The 16,804-nt window shown below is 69.5% G+C and carries 16 protein-coding genes; 10 read left to right on the top strand and 6 right to left on the bottom strand.

The window, feature by feature from the left end; translation table 11 throughout:
• Positions 1-149 precede the first annotated feature (149 nt).
• Entirely contained in the window at positions 150-722 is a 573-nt protein-coding gene (locus AC5E6L_RS00995; protein ID WP_491230879.1) for a hypothetical protein, read from the top strand.
• Positions 723-735: 13 nt separating this feature from the next.
• Here AC5E6L_RS00995 and AC5E6L_RS00990 read toward each other — a convergent pair whose 3' ends face one another.
• Positions 736-1,191 (bottom strand): nucleoside deaminase, encoded by a 456-nt coding sequence (locus AC5E6L_RS00990; protein ID WP_491770640.1) that lies wholly within the window; start codon positions 1,189-1,191, stop codon positions 736-738.
• Positions 1,192-1,257: 66 nt separating this feature from the next.
• Between AC5E6L_RS00990 and AC5E6L_RS00985 the strand changes: the two genes are divergently transcribed.
• Genes AC5E6L_RS00985 through AC5E6L_RS00975 form a run of 3 tightly spaced genes read left to right on the top strand, consistent with a single transcriptional unit; the run spans position 1,258 to position 4,121 of the window.
• Complete coding sequence (locus AC5E6L_RS00985; RefSeq protein WP_491770638.1) at positions 1,258-2,640, top strand: pseudouridine synthase; 1,383 nt, start codon at positions 1,258-1,260, stop codon at positions 2,638-2,640.
• 3 nt (positions 2,641-2,643) lie between these two features.
• Positions 2,644-3,213, top strand: coding sequence for a 16S rRNA (guanine(966)-N(2))-methyltransferase RsmD (gene rsmD / locus AC5E6L_RS00980; protein WP_491770636.1), 570 nt, complete (start codon positions 2,644-2,646; stop codon positions 3,211-3,213).
• Positions 3,210-4,121 carry a patatin-like phospholipase family protein gene (locus AC5E6L_RS00975; RefSeq protein WP_491770634.1) on the top strand — a complete coding sequence of 304 codons (912 nt, stop codon included), beginning with the start codon at positions 3,210-3,212 and terminating at the stop codon, positions 4,119-4,121. The genes rsmD and AC5E6L_RS00975 overlap by 4 nt, the downstream gene beginning before the upstream one ends.
• 10 nt (positions 4,122-4,131) lie before the next feature.
• Here AC5E6L_RS00975 and AC5E6L_RS00970 read toward each other — a convergent pair whose 3' ends face one another.
• Entirely contained in the window at positions 4,132-5,970 is a 1,839-nt protein-coding gene (locus tag AC5E6L_RS00970) for a monovalent cation:proton antiporter-2 (CPA2) family protein (RefSeq protein WP_491770632.1), read from the bottom strand.
• 154 nt (positions 5,971-6,124) lie between these two features.
• On the opposite strand from AC5E6L_RS00970, the gene AC5E6L_RS00965 reads away from it, so the two are divergent.
• The 5 genes from AC5E6L_RS00965 to lpxK all read left to right on the top strand — a co-directional run bounded on the left by AC5E6L_RS00965 (position 6,125) and on the right by lpxK (position 11,033).
• The gene (locus tag AC5E6L_RS00965) at positions 6,125-7,462 is read left to right on the top strand and encodes a TldD/PmbA family protein (RefSeq protein ID WP_491770630.1); all 1,338 of its coding nucleotides are present in this window, start codon (positions 6,125-6,127) and stop codon (positions 7,460-7,462) included.
• A 6-nt stretch (positions 7,463-7,468) separates the two neighbouring features.
• Positions 7,469-8,293 carry an inositol monophosphatase family protein gene (locus tag AC5E6L_RS00960; RefSeq protein ID WP_491230510.1) on the top strand — a complete coding sequence of 275 codons (825 nt, stop codon included), beginning with the start codon at positions 7,469-7,471 and terminating at the stop codon, positions 8,291-8,293.
• A 48-nt stretch (positions 8,294-8,341) separates the two neighbouring features.
• Complete coding sequence (locus tag AC5E6L_RS00955; protein ID WP_491230509.1) at positions 8,342-8,578, top strand: DUF4170 domain-containing protein; 237 nt, start codon at positions 8,342-8,344, stop codon at positions 8,576-8,578.
• Between the two features lie 66 nt (positions 8,579-8,644).
• Positions 8,645-10,015, top strand: coding sequence for a lipid IV(A) 3-deoxy-D-manno-octulosonic acid transferase (gene waaA / locus AC5E6L_RS00950; RefSeq protein ID WP_491230508.1), 1,371 nt, complete (start codon positions 8,645-8,647; stop codon positions 10,013-10,015).
• Positions 10,005-11,033: a tetraacyldisaccharide 4'-kinase gene (gene lpxK / locus AC5E6L_RS00945; RefSeq protein WP_491770627.1), complete on the top strand. Its 1,029-nt coding sequence runs from the start codon at positions 10,005-10,007 to the stop codon at positions 11,031-11,033. Before waaA ends, lpxK begins: the two co-directional genes overlap by 11 nt.
• On the opposite strand, the gene AC5E6L_RS00940 is transcribed toward lpxK, so the two are convergent.
• The 3 genes from AC5E6L_RS00940 to AC5E6L_RS00930 all read right to left on the bottom strand — a co-directional run bounded on the left by AC5E6L_RS00940 (position 11,030) and on the right by AC5E6L_RS00930 (position 14,503).
• Positions 11,030-11,260 carry a DUF2093 domain-containing protein gene (locus AC5E6L_RS00940; RefSeq protein ID WP_491770625.1) on the bottom strand — a complete coding sequence of 77 codons (231 nt, stop codon included), beginning with the start codon at positions 11,258-11,260 and terminating at the stop codon, positions 11,030-11,032. The genes lpxK and AC5E6L_RS00940 overlap by 4 nt on opposite strands.
• Before the next feature lie 82 nt (positions 11,261-11,342).
• Complete coding sequence (gene mutL, locus AC5E6L_RS00935) at positions 11,343-13,172, bottom strand: DNA mismatch repair endonuclease MutL (protein WP_491770623.1); 1,830 nt, start codon at positions 13,170-13,172, stop codon at positions 11,343-11,345.
• A 71-nt stretch (positions 13,173-13,243) separates the two neighbouring features.
• A complete protein-coding gene (locus AC5E6L_RS00930) occupies positions 13,244-14,503 on the bottom strand; it encodes a diguanylate cyclase domain-containing protein (RefSeq protein WP_491770621.1) in 1,260 nt (419 codons plus the stop codon).
• 223 nt (positions 14,504-14,726) lie between these two features.
• Between AC5E6L_RS00930 and AC5E6L_RS00925 the strand changes: the two genes are divergently transcribed.
• Positions 14,727-15,080 (top strand): protein tyrosine phosphatase family protein, encoded by a 354-nt coding sequence (locus AC5E6L_RS00925; RefSeq protein WP_491230434.1) that lies wholly within the window; start codon positions 14,727-14,729, stop codon positions 15,078-15,080.
• Positions 15,081-15,113: 33 nt separating this feature from the next.
• On the opposite strand, the gene AC5E6L_RS00920 is transcribed toward AC5E6L_RS00925, so the two are convergent.
• Positions 15,114-16,586, bottom strand: coding sequence for a protein adenylyltransferase SelO (locus AC5E6L_RS00920; RefSeq protein ID WP_491770619.1), 1,473 nt, complete (start codon positions 16,584-16,586; stop codon positions 15,114-15,116).
• Between the last annotated feature and the right edge of the window lie 218 nt (positions 16,587-16,804).

The raw sequence follows: 16,804 nt of genomic DNA, 5'->3' as shown, positions 1-16,804 counted from the left end.
CTTGGCCGCCGCGACCGCTTCTGCTTGCCCGTGGTGATTTACGCTCATGGGGCAGCTATGCTAGAGCGGTCCACGAAATCGCCGGATTTGCCGTTCAGCACGGCCCGGCCGGCGCCTGGGGAGCGCCGAACAGCCAGTCAAGGTTCGCCATGGTCATCTCTCTCGTCCGTCCGACCGTCTCGCTCGCGCTGGTCTGCGCCGGCGGCCTTGCCGTCGCCGGCTGTTTCGGCCCGACCTACGGCACGGGGGTCACCGTCTCCGATCAACTGTTCGACGATCTGGGCAACGCGATTTCGCTCGGCGACCGCACGCCGCCGCCGCCGATCAACTACACGCCGCGGCCGGGTCTTGTGACCCCGGCCGACACGGCCACCCTGCCGCCGCCGCAGGAGAACATCGTCAGCGCCTCGGGCGAACTGTGGCCCGAGAGCCCTGAGGAACTGCGCGCGCGCGTGCGCCGCCAGGCCGATGAGGGCAGGCGCGATCCCGGCTTCATCGTCGGCGGTGAAGCCGCCGCGGCGGTCGGCGCGAGCGAGGGGCCGGCCCGGACCGCGGCCGGCACGGGCCGGCGCGTCTACCTGACCGATCCGCCGGACCAATACCGCGTTCCGGCCGGTTCGGCACCCTATGGCGACCTGGGACCGACCGAGCGCGCCAAGCAGCGCGCCGCCGCGCGCGCCAGTGGGGAAGAGCAGGGCTGGCGTCGCTGGCTGCCATTCTGAAGCACCCGCCGCTTCAGCGCCGCCGCCTGAAAAACCCGCGCAGCAAGGCGGCAGCGTCCACCTCGCCGATCCCGCCATAGACCTCCGGGGCGTGATGGCAGGTCGGCTGATCGAAGAAGCGCACCCCCGAAACCACCGCGCCGCCCTTGGCGTCCGCTGCGCCGAAATAGAGCCGCCTGATACGGGCAAACGAGATGGCGGCGGCACACATGGTGCAGGGTTCGAGCGTCACGTAAAGGTCGCAGCCCGTCAGCCTTTCAACGCCGAGCGCGGCGCAGGCCAGGCGGATGGCGAGCATTTCGGCATGGGCGCCGGGATCGCGCGTCTCGCGCGGCCGGTTGCCGGCGCGGGCGATCATCGTGCCCTGGCGTACGATCACCGCGCCGACGGGCACCTCGCCGCGCCGCGCCGCGCTTTCCGCCTCGGCAAGGGCGATGTCCATGAAGCTCGGCTCGCCCGGTGACGGCATCGGCAAGTTCCCCCTCGCGCACGGAAGCGCGACCTGATACGCAGGCGGCCGAAAGGCAAGCACGAAATGGGTGAAGACGACAAGAGGACCGTGCGCAAGGGGCGCCATGCCGGCAAGCCCCTGCGCAGCGCCGGTTTCAAGGACCGCCCCGGCGGCGGGCCGGACCGGACCGGCAGGCCCGGCGACGCGCCGCGCGGCAGCCGTGGCTACAAGAAGGCGCCCGTCGGCACGGTGAAGGCGCGTGAGAAGCCGCATCGCGAGCCGCGCAACCCAAGGGCCGAGCCACCGCAAAGCCCAGAGGTGGCGACCGGCGAGGCCGCCCAAGACCGCCCGCAGGAGCGCATCGCCAAGCGGCTGGCGCGCGCCGGTATCGCCTCGCGCCGCGAGGCCGAGGCGCTGATCGCCGCCGGGCGGGTGGCGCTGAACGGGCGGGTGCTTTCGTCCCCGGCCGTCAACGTGACCGCCGAGGACCGGATCGAGATCGACGGAAGACCGCTCCCGCAGGCCGAACGCACGCGCCTTTGGCTGCACCACAAGCCCGCCGGCCTGGTGACGTCGAACCGCGATCCGGAAGGCCGGCCGACCGTCTTCGAACGGCTGCCCGCCGACCTGCCGCGCGTGGTCAGCGTCGGCCGGCTCGACATCGCCACCGAGGGCCTTTTGCTGCTGAGCAATGATGGCGGGCTGGCGCGGGTGCTCGAACTGCCGCAGACCGGCTGGCTGCGCCGCTACCGGGTGCGCGCCCATGGCCGCATCACGCAAAGGCGACTCGACGAACTTAAGGACGGCATGGCGGTGGACGGGGTCTTCTATGGCGCGATCGAGGCGGCGCTCGAACGCGAGCAGGGCGCCAATGTGTGGATCGACATCGGCCTGCGCGAGGGCAAGAACCGCGAGGTCAAGAAGGTGCTCGGCGCGCTCGGGCTCGACGTCAACCGGCTGATCCGCGTCTCCTACGGCCCGTTCCAGCTCGGCGCGCTGGAGCCGGGCGCGGTGCTGGAAGTGCGCGGGCGCACGCTGCGCGACCAGCTCGGCGCGCGGCTGATCGCCGAATCGGGCGCCGACTTCGACGCGCCCGTGCTCAAATCCTTTCCCAACCGGCCGGTTCGCGCCGGCGACGACGCACCGAAGGTGACCGCCCGCAAGTCCGGTGACTGGGTTTCCGGCACGCGCCGCGCGGGCGACGACGCGGACGCGGGCGCAAAGCCCGGCCGTTTCGAAAAGCCGGGCGACCGGCGCGAGCGGGTCCGGGACCGGTGGTCGACCAAAGCGCCGCGCGATGCCGACGGCGAGGACGGCAAGCCGGCCCGCAGGCGCGACAGCCGCGCCTCCAATGTCTGGATGGCGCCGGGCGCCCGGCCCGGCGGGGCAAAGCGCGCCGGCCCGCCCAAGGGCAAGCCGGGTGCCGGCAGGAAACCGCGCGGGCCCAAGAAGCCCGGCCGGGGCTGAGCCTTGCGGATCGTCGGCGGGCGGCTGCGCGGCCGGGCGATCGCCGCGCCGCGGGCCGACGCGAGGGGCATCCGGCCGACGACGGACCGCGCGCGCGAGACGCTGTTCAACATCGTTGCGCATGCCTGGCCCGAAAAGCTCGACGGCACGCGGGTCGTCGACCTGTTCGCGGGCACGGGCGCGCTCGGCTTCGAGGCGCTTTCGCGCGGCGCGGCGACGGCCCTGTTCGTCGAGCCCTCCGCCGAGGGACGCGGCCTGATCCGCAAGACCATGCACGATCTCGGCCTTCAGGGCGTCGCCAAGGTCTTCAGGCGCGATGCGACGCGGCTGGGTCCGGTCGGCACGATGGCCCCGTTCGACCTGGCCTTCGCCGACCCGCCCTATGGAGAAGCCCTTGGCGAGGCGGCGCTCCAGGCCCTGCGACAAGGGGCATGGTTGCGCCCCGATGCCCTGATCGTGCTAGAAGAGCACGCGAACGCAGTGCCCGCATTGCCCGAAGGCTTTGCCCTTCTCGAACGGCGCCAGGTCGGCGATACGGCCCTCTTCTTCATTGCCGCCGTGGAGCTACGATGACGATGCTGACCGACCAGCCGCCCGCTTCCTCGCCATCGCGGCGGGGGGCACGGCCGACGATCGCCATCGCCTTCGGCGGCGGCGGCGCGCGGGGCTATGCGCACATCCATATCATCGAGACGCTCGAACGGATGGGCATCCGGCCCGTCGCGATCTGCGGCGCCTCGATCGGCGCGATCATGGGGGCGGCCATGGCCGCCGGCATGACCGGCCGCGACATGCGCGAGTACACGCTGAAGCTTGCGGGCAACCGGGCCGAAGTGATGGCCAAGTTCTGGCAGACGCGCCCCTCGCGGCTGAGCGAGCTTGTCGATGGCGGTTTCCGGTTCGGCCAGTTCAACATAGAGCGCATCACCAGGACGTTTCTTCCGCCGGACATCCCCGCAACGTTCGATGGGCTCGACATTCCCCTCGGCATCGTGGCGACCGACTATTACGGCCATCGCCAGGCCATCTTCGAATCCGGCGATCTGCGCTCGGCCATCGCCGCGTCGGCGGCGATCCCGGCGGTCTTCAAGCCCGTCGAGCGCGGCGGGCGCTACTATGTCGACGGCGGCATCTTCAATCCGGTCCCCTACGACCATCTTGTCGGCAAGGCCGATATCGTGGTCGGCGTCGACGTCGTCGGCGCGCCGCTGGGCGATCCGACCAGGCCGCCGACGACGATGGAGAGCCTGTTCGGCGTCGCCCAGCTCATGAACCAGTCGATGATCCAACTCAAGCTGATGGTCGAGCCGCCCGACGTCTTCATCCGGCCGCCGGTGTCGCGCTTCCGTGTGCTCGACTTCCTCAAGGCGCGGCAGATCCTCGATGCGACCGCCACGGTGCGCGACGAGTTCCGGCGCAAGCTCGAAGCGGCCATCGCCGCCTGGGAAATGGACCCGGTGGCCGTCCGGCGCGGCAGATAGGGCCGATCGGTCATCGGCCTTCGGCCTTTTCCTGCGGCGCTGTGCCCCCGGCCCGCCCGGCGGTGTTGATGATCCTGGCTGGGCGGGTCGGTTTGGTGAGCGGCTCGGGCATCACCGGCCGGGTATGGAGCATGTCGCCGCCGGCATAGATGCCGTCGACCGCCTGCACGCGCAGCCGCTCCTCGTCACGCTTGCGCACCTCGTTGCGGATCTGCGTGGCCAGATCCTCGGAGGCCCCCAGCGCCTGCAATGTCCTTGCGCCGAAGACCAGGCCGGATTCGAACGTCTCGCGCAGTTCGTACTCGACGCCGGCGGCGCGCAGTTCCAGCGTGTGCGTCCGGTCGTAGGCGCGCACGAAAAGGCGCGTTTCGGGGAAATCGCGCTGGACCAGCGCGACGATCCGGTCGGTGACGTCCTTCTTCTGGGTGGTCACGGCGACGATCTTGGCCCGCTTGATGCCGGCCGCTTCGAGCACGTCCTTGCGGGTGCCGTCGCCGAAGAAGATGCTGAAGCCGAACTTCTGCGCCGATCGCACGCGGTCGGCCGAGTGGTCGATGATCGTCACGTCGGAGCCGCCGGAGAGCAGGATCTGCGAGGCGATCTGTCCAAAGCGCGAAAAGCCGATCATCAGCACGTCGGCGCCGATGTTGAGGCCGGAGAAGTCCTCTTCCATCTCCTCGGGCTTGTCCTCGCCGATCAGGAGCGGCGCGAGCGCGACCGAGACCGGCGTCAGCGCCATCGATAGCGTGACGATGGCGATCAGGATCGAAGACGTCCGGCCGTCGAGGATGCCGAGCGCGACGGCCGACGAGAACATCACGAAGGCGAACTCGCCGCCCTGAGGCAGGACCAGCGCGGCGCGCATCGCGACGTCGGGCGGCGAGCCGAACGCGCGGCCGAGCCCGTAGACGACGGCCGCCTTGACGGCCATCAGCACCGGCACGGCGATCACGATGGCGGGCCAGTTGTCGACGAGCACGCCGAGATCGAGGCTCATGCCGATCGCCATGAAGAACAGGCCCAGCAGCAGGCCGCGAAACGGCTCGATATCGGCTTCCAGCTCGTGCCGGTAGGAGGATTCGGCGAGCATGACGCCGGCGATGAAGGCGCCCATCGCCATCGACAGGCCGACCACCTGCATCAGCATGGCCGAGGCCATGACGACGAACAGCGCGGTGGCGATCATCGCCTCGCGCGCGCCGGTGTTGCCGATGATCCGGAACAGCGGATTGAGAAGATAGCGGCCCGAGGCGATCAGCACCGCCACGGCGCCGATGGCCAGCGCGAAGCCGCTCGCGCTCATTGCGGCCGCATCGGTGCCGCCGGGCGCCAGAAGCGGAAGGACGGCCAGCAGCGGCACGATCGCCACGTCCTGGAACAAAAGGATGGCGAAGGACTTCTGGCCGTGGCGGCGGCTCATCTCGCCGCGCTCTTCGAGGATCTGCAACGCAAACGCGGTCGAGGACAGGGCGAGGCCGAAGCCGATGACCAGCGCGGCCGGCATGTCCAGGCCGGCGAGCAGCAGGCCGAGCGCGGCGAGCACCAGGCCCGTGACGCCGACCTGCGCCGCGCCCAGCCCGAAGATCGCGCGCCGCATCGACCATAATCGCTGCGGCTTGAGTTCGAGCCCGATCACGAACAGCAGCATCACCACGCCCAGTTCGGCGACCTGCAGGATCGCCTCGGCATCCCGGAACAGGCCCAGGATCGGACCGATCACCGTTCCGGCCGCCAGATAGCCAAGGACCGTGCCGAGCCCGAGCCGCTTGAACAGCGGCGCGGCGACGACCGCCCCGCCGAGCAGCAGGATCGCCTCGCTGTAAAATCCGGGAACTTCCGCGCCCGCCATGCCTGGGTCCCGTCAGTGGTCCGCCCGCTCGCCGCCGGACGGCCTTGATGATCGATGCCTTCAGCAATAGATGAAGCGCGACGCGTTGAAAACAATTCGGTGTGCCGGCGAACGATCCCGGCCGTGTGCCGCCCCTTCCCGGAAAGAAGCCTTCATGGACGATCACAGCCAAATCCTGCTCGACCGCGCGGCCGGCCTGGTCGAGGCGGCCAGGCGGGCGGGCGCCGAGGCCGCAGACGCCGTCTGCGTGCGCTCGCGATCGCGCGCGGTGAGCGTGCGCAACGGCAAGGTGGAAGGCACCGATGCCTCCGAAAGCGACGACATGTCGCTGCGCGTGTTCGTCGGACGCAAGGTGGCGAGCGTGTCGGCGGCGGCGGCGGCCGATCGGGGCGAACTCGCCGAACGGGCCGTCGCCATGGCCCGGGTGTCGCCGGACGACCCCTATAACGGGCTGCCGGACAAGGAGCGCCTTGCGCGCGATCCGCCTGCCCTGGACCTTTACGATGCCACGCATGTGCCGACGCGGACGCTGACCGAGGACGCGCTGGCGACGGAGGCCGCAGCGCTCGACATTGCCGGCGTGACCAATTCGGGTGGCGGGTCGGCCTCGGCCGGCGAAGCCGGTTTGGTACTCGTGACGTCGGACGGCTTTTCGGGCGCCTATCGCGGCTCGCGCTTTGGCCGGTCGGTGGCGGCGATCGCCGGCGAGGGCACCGGCATGGAACGCGACCACGAGTTCTCCAGCCGCACCCATTTCGCCGATCTCGATGCGCCCGCCGATATCGGCCGCAAGGCCGGCGAGCGGACGGTGCGCCGGCTCAATCCGCGCAAGATGCCGACCGGCCGGATCACGGCGGTGTTCGATCCGCGCGTGTCCAGGTCGATCCTCAGCCATCTTGCGGGCGCGATCAATGGCGGGGCGGTGACGCGCAAGTCCACCTTCCTGCGCGAGGCGATGGGAACGAAGATGGCCAACGCGGCGATCACCGTCGTCGACGATCCGCACCGTCCGCGCGGCGGCGGCTCGCGCCTGTTCGACGGCGAAGGCGTGGCGGCCGAACCGATGACCATGGTGGACCGGGGCGTTCTGGGGCACTGGTTTCTTTCGACAGCGATCGGCCGCGAGCTTGGCCTTGCAACCAACGGGCGCGGCGTGCGCGGCGGCACGGTCGTCAATGCCGGCTCCACCAACCTGTCCATCGAGCCGGGCGCCATTTCGCCCCAACGGATGATCGGGGATGCGGGCGGGGGGTTCTACGTCACCGAAGTGTTCGGCCAGGGCGTCAACCTGGTGACCGGCGAGTACAGCCGCGGCGCGTCGGGCTATTGGATCAAGGACGGCGCACTCGCCTTTCCCGTCTCCGAGGTGACCATCGCCGGCAATCTGGCCGACATGTTCCTGGCGATGGTGCCGGCCGACGATCTCGACCGCACTTTTTCGATCGCCGCGCCGACCCTGATGATCGAAAATATGACGCTGGCCGGAACCTGACGGCGCATGGACCAACCACGCGCCGACCTTGTCGATCTGCCCTCGCTCGCCGAGGATCTGGCGTTGATCGCCGGCCTTGCGCGCCAGGCCGGGGCGATGGCGCTGCGCCGGTTCGGCGACCCCGATCTGGATGTGCGCCTCAAGGACGGCAAATCCCCGGTCACCAAGGTCGATCTGGCCATCGACGGCATGCTGCGCGAGGCACTGCTCGCCGCGCGGCCCGCCTATGGCTGGCTGTCGGAGGAAACCCCGGACACCGATGTGGAGCGCCGCCGCGCCGCCCCGCGCACCTTCATCGTCGACCCGCTCGACGGAACCCGCGCCTTCATCGAGGGCCACCATGTCTGGTGCGTTTCAATCGGCGTGATCGAGAATGGACGGCCGGTCGCCGGCGTGCTCGAATGTCCCGCGCTCGGCGAAACGGTCATTGCCACGCGCGGCGGCGGCGCATTGCGCAACGGCGCGCCGGTTCGCGTCGAGCCGCCGCCCGCCGAGCCGCGCGTCGGCGGCCCGCGCCCGCTGGTCGACAGGCTCAACGCCGCGGGCCGGATCCGTGCGCGCAGGCACGCCCATGTGCCTTCGCTCGCCTACCGCCTGTCGATGGTGGCGCGCGGGGCGATGGACGCGACCTTCGTCAAGCCCTCGGCCGCCGATTGGGACATCGCGGCCGCCGCGCTGATCTTGACCGAGGCCGGCGCCGCGTTCGCCGATGCGCGCGGCGGCGAGGTGGTCATGAACGGCGTCGATCCGCTCAAGGGCGTGATGGTCGCCTGCCACCCGTCCCTGACCCCCGCCATGCTGGGTGTTGTCGGCGCACCCTTGTTCGGATAGTCAGGCAGCGGGCAAATCCATCCAATCGCGCTTGAAGGCATTCGCTTCATGTCAGACGGCAATCACGACAAGCAATTGCTGCACCTTGTGTTCGGTGGCGAACTCCAGTCGCCGGACGGCATCCGCTTTCGCGACCTCGACGCGCTCGACATTGTGGGAATCTATCCCGACTATGCGAGCGCGGAGGCGGCATGGAAAGCCAAGGCGCAACTCACGGTCGACAATGCGCATACGCGCTATTTCGTGGTCCACCTGCACCGGCTTCTCGAACCCGGGCAGCCGTGAGCGCGCGCACAGGAACACATCGCGGGGCGCGCAAGGGACTGGAAACGCGAACTTGGACAACACGCAATGAGCGAACGCTGGGCGCGGCTGGCGCTTCAGGCCTATCGCTGGGCCGGCATGGCGGCCTATCCTTTCATGGGCGTCTATGTCGGCGTGCGGGCGACCCGCGGCAAGGAACAGCATGACCGGCGCGGTGAGCGCTACGGCAAGCCGTCGGCGAGCCGGCCTTCCGGCCCGCTGGTCTGGGTCCATGCGGTGTCGGTGGGCGAAACCGGGGCCGTCTCCGGGCTGGTCGGCCGGCTCAGGGCGCACGGAGTTCCGGTCGTCCTCACCACCGGCACGGTGACCTCGGCGGTGCTTGCGCGCGAGCGGTTCGGCGACGATGTGCTGCACCAGTATGTGCCGCTCGACCTCAAGCCCGCGGTCAGCCGCTTTCTCAACCACTGGCAGCCCGACCTGGCCGTTTTCGCCGAGTCCGAGATCTGGCCGATGACGATCCTGGAACTGGGTGCGCGCCGCATCCCGCAGGTGCTCATCAACGGGCGTATGTCCGACCGGTCGTTCAGGCGCTGGAGGCGCAGGCCCGCGCTTGCCGAATCGCTGTTCGAGAACCTGTCGCATGTCGCCGCCCAAAGCGACACGGATGGCGCGCGCTTCCAGACGCTCGGCGCGCGGCCGGTGACCGTCTCGGGCAATCTGAAGGCCGACGTGCCCGTCCCCTCGGTCGAGCCCGCCCTTTTTTCGCAGATGCGGGCAAGGCTCGAAGGCCGCGCGGTGTGGCTTGCCGTTTCGACCCATGAGGGCGAGGAGATGGCCGCCGCGCGTGTGCACCGCACGCTCAGCCAGCGCTGGCCCGGCCTTCTGACGGTGATCGTGCCGCGCCACCCCGCGCGCGCCGACGAACTCGCCGCTTCGATGAAGGGCATGGGCCTTGCGGTAGCGCGCCGGACCATCGATGCGCTGCCGTCTCCGGCCACCGACATCTTCCTGGGAGACACGATCGGGGAGATGGGCCTTTATCTGCGCATGGGCAAGGTCGCTTTCGTCGGCCGTTCGCTGACGGCCGAGGGCGGCCAGAACCCGCTCGAACCGGCCATGCTCGGCTGCGCGGTGCTGACCGGGCCGAACCTGGGCAATTTCGAGGAGATCTATGGCCGGTTCCGCAAGGTGCGCGCGGCGCGGATCGTCGACAATGAGATGATGCTCGCCAAGGCGGTCAATTTCCTTCTGGGCAACGAGGCGCTGTGCGATGCCATGTCCGAGGCCGGCCGCGGCGTCATCGCCGACATGAGCGGCGCGCTTGACCGGACGTGGCGGACGCTCGGCCCCTATGTGCAGCCGCTCGTCGTCAAGGCGCGCCTGTCGGCGAACGGAGCGACCGGCCGCAACCAGGGTCCGGCGCCGGCGGCCAGCGGTGGCGGGCGCGTTGGCTGGTAGCGAGGCACCGTCCTTCTGGTACGGCGAGCCGGGCCTGCGATCGCGCCTTTTGTGGCCGGCATCGGTGATCTATGGCGCCATCACGCGCCGCCGCATGGACCGGGCCGCGCCGGCATCGGTCAACGCGCCGGTTCTGTGCATCGGCAACCTGACCGTCGGCGGGGCCGGCAAGACGCCGGTGGCCATCGCCCTTGCCCTGGCCGCAAGGGACCGGGGCTATCGGCCCGGCATCGTCTCGCGCGGCTATGGCGGCGGACATGTGCGCCCGCACCGCGTCGACCTTGAGGCCGATACCGCCCGCTCGGTCGGCGATGAAGCCCTGCTTCTGGCGCGCGCCGCCCCGACCGCGGTCGGCGTCAATCGCGCGCGCAGCGCCCAGACGCTGATCGACGGCGGCGTCGACTTCATCATCATGGATGACGGCTTCCAGAGCCGGTCGCTGCATATGGACTATGCGCTGATCGCGCTGGACGCGCGGCGCGGTATCGGCAATGGCGGCGTCATTCCGGCCGGCCCGCTGCGGGCGCCGCTGCGCGACCAGATGCGGCTCATGGACGCGGTGCTGCGGATCGGAGACGCGGACGCCGGCGATCGTGTGGTGCGGGCCGCCGCGCGCGCGGGCAAGCCGGTCATGCAGGCCCGCCTGGAGCCGGCCGATATGCACGCCGTTGCGGGCCGGCGGGTCCTTGCCTATTGCGGCATCGGCGATCCGGGCAAGTTCTACGAGACGCTGCGCAATCATGGCTGCATGCCGGCGGCGACGCGCTCGTTCGGCGATCATCACATATTCACCGAGGCCGACGCCAGGGCGCTGCTCGCAAAGGCCGAGGCCGATGGTCTGGAACTGGTGACGACGGAAAAGGACCATGTCCGCCTTTCACACCGGGACGGCCCGCTGGCCGCGCTGCGCCGGCGCACGCATGTGGTGCCCGTATCGGTGGTGTTCGATGCCGGTTCCGACGCCGATGCGATCCTTGCGGCGACCGCCCAAGGCTATCACCAAAGGCGGATCGGCTAAACGCCCCGCGTGGGCAGCGCGCCGGCCTGGCGTTCGGCCTCAAGGGAGGCGTGCACGTCGACATACGCCTCCTGCCGGGCCACGCTCCAATATTTCAACTCGTCGATCGGGATCGGCCTTCCGGTGATCGCGCAACGCACGAAGGTGCCGGGCGTCACCACGCGGAAATCGGCGTCCATGAAGCGGATGCGTGCCTCGTTCGCGCTGGGAATGTCATGAATGTTCATGATGGTCTCCGAACTTCGCGATTGGACACATTTGGCCGGGCCCGTCAAGGAAAACCGGTTCCGGCCGGTGCCCCGCCCGCCTTCACCGTCGGCCGAACAGCCGTTCGATGTCGGCGCGCTTGAGCTCTATGAAGGTCGGCCGGCCGTGATTGCACGTGCCCGAGCCCGGCGTCCGTTCCATCTGCCGCAGCAGCGCATCCATCTCGGCGGGCCGCATCCGCCGGCCGGCGCGCACCGAGCCGTGGCAAGCCATGGTCGATGCGATCGCTTCGAGCCGCTCGCGCAGCCGGCCGGCATCGCCCTCGGCGAGCGCGGGATCGATCGTGTCGGCAAGATCCCGGATAAGGCCCGCAGCGTCCGCCTCGCCGAGCATGGCCGGCGTCGCCCGCACGGCCACCGCGCCGGGGCCGAACGGCTCGATCTCAAGGCCGAAGCGCGATAGCGCGCCGGCCATGGCATTGAGCGCCTCGGCCCGCTCGGGCTCGATGTCGACGATCGCGGGGACGAGCAGCATCTGGGCCGGCAGCGGGCGGTCGGCGATGGCGTGCTTGAGCGCCTCGAAGACGAGCCGCTCGTGCGCGGCGTGCTGATCGACCAGAACGAGGCCGTCATCGGTCTGGGAAACGATGTAGGTGGCGTGCAACTGAGCCCGTGCCGCGCCGAGGGGATAGTCCGCGCCGTCGGGAGTGCCGCCATCGGTGTCCTCGGCCAGGCATGGCGCTTGCGGCGCGGTCGCAAAACGTGCCTGCCTCGGCTCGGCAAAGCCGTTCGGAGCCGCCCCGCCGAAGGCCGCCGCCGCACCGAGCGGGGCCTGCCAGCCAGGGGGCGGGGCCGGCGGGCCGGTGTGGTGCTGAACATCGCCGCCGGGCGCCTTGAAGGCGGCGATCATACCGTCGGCGTCGCGGGTCGAGGATCGCACTCCGCCTTCGAGAAGCGCCCGGCGCACGCCGCCGACGATCAGCGAGCGCACCAGGCCCGGATCGCGAAAGCGCACCTCTGCCTTGCCCGGATGGACATTGACGTCGACATCGGCCGGATCGATCTCGATGAACAGCACCGCCGCCGGATGGCGTCCGCGTTCGAGCATGTCCGAATAGGCGCCACGCAAGGCGCCGAGGATCTGCCTGTCGCGCACGGGACGGCCGTTGACATAGGCGAACTGCCGGTTTGCCGCCGCGCGGTGCCAGGAGGGCAGGCTCGCCAGCCCGCCCAGCCGCACGCCCTCCTTGTGCGCCTGCACGGCCACCGCGTTGTCCACGAAATCGCGGTCCAGGACCTGCCCGATCCGCTGCAACGGACCGTCCGCATTCTCGGGCGCGACGGCAAAATCCAGCGCGGCCCGATCGGAACCGGTCAGGGTGAAGTGTACGTTTGGGAACGCCATGGCGATGCGCCTGACGACGTCGGAGACAGCGCCGTTTTCGGCGCGCTCGCCCTTCAGGAACTTGAGTCTTGCCGGCGTTGCGTGGAACAGGTCGCGCACCTCGACGAGCGTGCCGGGGTTGGCCGGCGCGGGACGCGGCCCCTCGACGATCCCGCGATCGACGGCGATCTCGGCTCCCGCCTCCGCCCCGTGCCGTCGCGAGCGGATGCGCAGGCGCGCGACCGAGCCGATCGAGGGCAGCGCCTCGCCGCGAAACCCCAGCGTGGCGATCGCGGACAGCCCATGATCGAGCTTGGACGTGCAGTGGCGCGAGACGGCAAGGGCCAGTTCCTCGGCCGCCATGCCATGGCCGTCGTCGATGACGCGGATCAGCCCCTTGCCGCCGGCCGCGGTCGCGATCTCGATGCGCCGCGCACCGGCGTCGAGCGCGTTCTCGACCAGTTCCTTGACCACCGATGCCGGCCGCTCGACGACCTCGCCGGCGGCGATCTGGTTGATGAGGGTTTCATCGAGGCGGCGAATGGCCATGGCCGCACTATAGGCCGCCCCGGCGCGCCGGTGAACCGGCGCGCGATCTTATGAACAGGACGGTATCGGTCTCATGCAGGCCGCGCGACGGACATCGCCTCGCCGCCCAGGCGGCGCTCATAGTCGGCGCGCATGGACGGATCGTAGGCGCTGGCCCTGCGGCTCTCGTCGCTCTTGGCATGATACATGGCAAGGTCGGCGGCGAACATCAGCTCGCCGAAGTCGTGTGTATCGTCCGGATAGAGCGCCGTGCCGATGCTGGCGTGCGGATCGATCGCGATCTCGCCGATGCGGAAGGGCTTGCCGATCATCGCGGCGACGTGTTCGGCAATGCTCCGCGCGTTCTGCCGGGTCTTGACGCCGTCGAGCACGACGACGAATTCGTCGCCGCCGTACCGTGCGATCACGTCCTTGCCGCGCAGCCCGTCGGTGATGCGCCGGGCGATCTCGACCAGGAACGCATCGCCGATCGCATGGCCGTAGGTATCGTTGACCGACTTGAAATCGTCGATGCCGATGTGCATCAGCGCGAACGGCTGCGGCGCCGCCCCGATCTCCATCACGGCGTGAACGTGATCCTCGATCGCCTGGCGCTTCAACAGGCCGGTCAACTGGTCGTGCCGGGCTATGTGGGCCATCTCGTTGCGCGTGCGGATCAGGTCGTCGGTCTTGCGCGCCACGTCCCTGAGCATCGGCCTGAAGATGAACATCGCGGCCAGCGCAAGAACGATCATCATCGCCATGAACACCATCCGATGCAGGCGCAGCATGTTGGCGATGCCGCCGTGCGCTTCGAGGGCGACCTGATCGGCCAGGGCCGCATAGCCCGCGAGCACGGCGGTGGCCGAAAGCTGCGGCAGCGGCTGGACGTCCAACTGCGGATTGGCTCCCGCCTCGACGAGATAGGCGCCGGCCTTGTCGATGAGATCGCGCGTGAAGAAGCCGATGTCGTGGGGCGGCATGGTCATCATGGCACGCACCTGCGGGCTTGCCCTGTCGCGGTCCAGCTTGTATTTCAGAGCCGCGAAGTTGCTCTCGAAAACGGCCAACGCGTCGCGCAGGTGGTGGAGCGAGGAAGCGCGGCGGTAACGCCCGTCCTCCACATTGGCTGTGTTGGTCAGAAGAACGATCCGCTGCGACAGCATTTGCTGGTCGCCGGCCAGATTTACAAGATCGTTGACGTTGTGCTGAGTCGAGACCGCCTTGTCGACCAGAATGAATGTGATCATCGCCATCAAGGCGATGACAAGCAGCGCGCTCCAGTATCCGAAGCGCATCCGCCGGACCATCCGATCGGTGACATCGTCGCTGAGCTGCTTGTTCCCGGTCAAAAAGCCCTCCCCAAAAGGGCGCAGGTTGGCGGGAGTTTATGGGGGTAAGACGACCAGGATCTTAAACCGACGCAGCGAGTGGCGGCCATGGTGAACGCAATGCAAACACCGCCGTTCCCGCCGCCTCGCGCGCCCTATCGCAATGGCCTTGGTTTTCATCTAGATATGAGTTTGAGGGCACCGTATGCCGGCCGAAGCGAACCGGGCAATGAGGGAAAGAGCAATGTCGACACAGGCAGCCTCCGCCGACTGGAAGGTCCTGACCGATGATTTCGCCGTGGCCGGCCAACTTTATCCCGAACAGATGGCCGCGATCGCGGAGGCGGGCTTTGGCGCTGTCATCTGCAACCGTCCTGACGGCGAGGCGCCGGACGAGCCGCAATTCGACGCGGTCAGCGAAGCGGCCGGGCTGGCCGGGCTCGCGGTGCGCTACATCCCGGTCTCCAACCAGATCGGCCTGACGCCCCAGAACGTCGCCGACACCAAGGCGGCCCTTGCGGAGCTGCCCGGACCGGTGCTCGCCTATTGCCGGTCGGGCGCCCGGTCGGCCAGGCTGTTCGAAATCGCTCGTGACTGAACGCCGGCGCGTGCTGCGCCGGCATTGGCCGGCTCAAGTGCCGCAGAAGGTCTGGCGGACGACTTCGCCAGGCGCGGGCGGCAGGGTGAGCGGATCGTCGCGCGGGCGGTCGGCGAACGGATCGGCCAGTGCGTCGGTCAGGGCGCAAAACGCCGACATATCGCCCCCATAGGCGGCAGCGATCGCCCGCTCGACCTGGTGGTTGCGCGGTATGACGGCCGGGTTCGCCCGCTTCATGGCTGCGATCCGTTCCCCGTCGGACCGCGCCTCGCCGTCGAGCGCGGCACGCCACCGGTCGAGCCAGGCCGATGCCGCCGGCCGGTCGGCGAACCGGTCCAGGAACGCCGCGTCGCGCCCGTCCGCCGTCCGGCCGAGCGTGCTCAGCGCGCGGAACGTGTTGGTGAAGTCGGCGCCCTCGGCGGCCATCAGCGTCAGCAGCCCGTCGACAAGGCCCATGGCCTTCCCGCTTGCATCGGCGAGGCCGATCTTGGCGGTCATCTCGGCGACATGGGCGGCCGAGAAGGCCGCGCCGTAGCCTTCCAGCGCGGACCTGGCGATCTCCACCGCCCTGTCCGCGTCGGCATGGAGCAGCGGCACGAGCGCCTGTGCCAGATTGGCGAGGTTCCAGTGGCCGATCGCCGGCTGGTTGCCGTAGGCGTAACGGCCGAACTGGTCGATCGAGCTGTAGACCGCGCCCGGATTGTAACCGTCCATGAAGGCGCACGGGCCGTAATCGATCGTCTCGCCCGACAGCGCCATGTTGTCGGTGTTCATCACGCCATGGATGAAGCCGAGCGCGAGCCATTTGGCGATCAGCCCGGCCTGTCGCGCGATCACCCCTTCGAGCAGCGCCGCATGGGGGTTGTCCGCCGTGCGCGCGGACGGATCGTGCCGGTCGATCATGTGGCCGGCGAGCGCGGCGAGCGCCTCGTGATCCTGCCGCGCGTAGAAATACTGGAACGTTCCCACGCGGACATGGCTTTGGGCGACCCGCGTCAGAACGCCGCCGGGCAGGCGGTCCTCGCGCAGCACGAACTCGCCCGTCGTCACCGCCGCGAGCGCGCGCGTCGTCGGCACGCCGAGCGCGGCCATCGCCTCGGAGACGATATATTCCCGCAGCACCGGGCCGAGCGCGGCGCGCCCGTCGCCCATGCGCGACCATGGCGTGCGGCCCGATCCCTTGAGCTGGATGTCGCGGCGGGTGCCGTTGACATCGACCACCTCTCCGATCAGGAGCGCGCGGCCGTCGCCGAGCTGCGGCACCCAATTGCCGAACTGGTGGCCCGCATAGGCCATCGACAGCGGCGCGGCCGTCTCCGGGAAAGCGTTGCCGGCGAGCATGGCGATGCCGTCGGGCGAGGCCAGCCAGCCGACGTCCAGGCCGAGTTCGGCGGCAAGCGGCCGGTTGAGGCGGATGAGCGCGGGCGCGATGACCGGCGCGGGGGCCTGCCGCGTGAACAGACGGGTGGGCAGCCGCGCATAGGAATTGTCGAAATGGATGGTCATTATCCCGTCCCGCCTCGTCGCTGACATAACCAATATAGGCGCTTGCGCAAGGTACGCCATGGCCGCGCGCCCGCATCGGCCGGCACTTCACCCCAGTTCCATTCCGTCCGGCATGAGGCGCGGGTTGGAAACGGCCGCGATCATGACCGATTGGGTGGCTTATTGCGGCCGGCGCGGTTATCAGATCATCCGCACCGGCCCGTCGCCGCACCGGCGCG

This window comes from Roseitalea sp. (assembly GCF_984466335.1).
The sequence above is the reverse complement of the archived record's forward strand: the minus strand, read 5'-3'. Positions and strand labels throughout refer to the sequence as shown.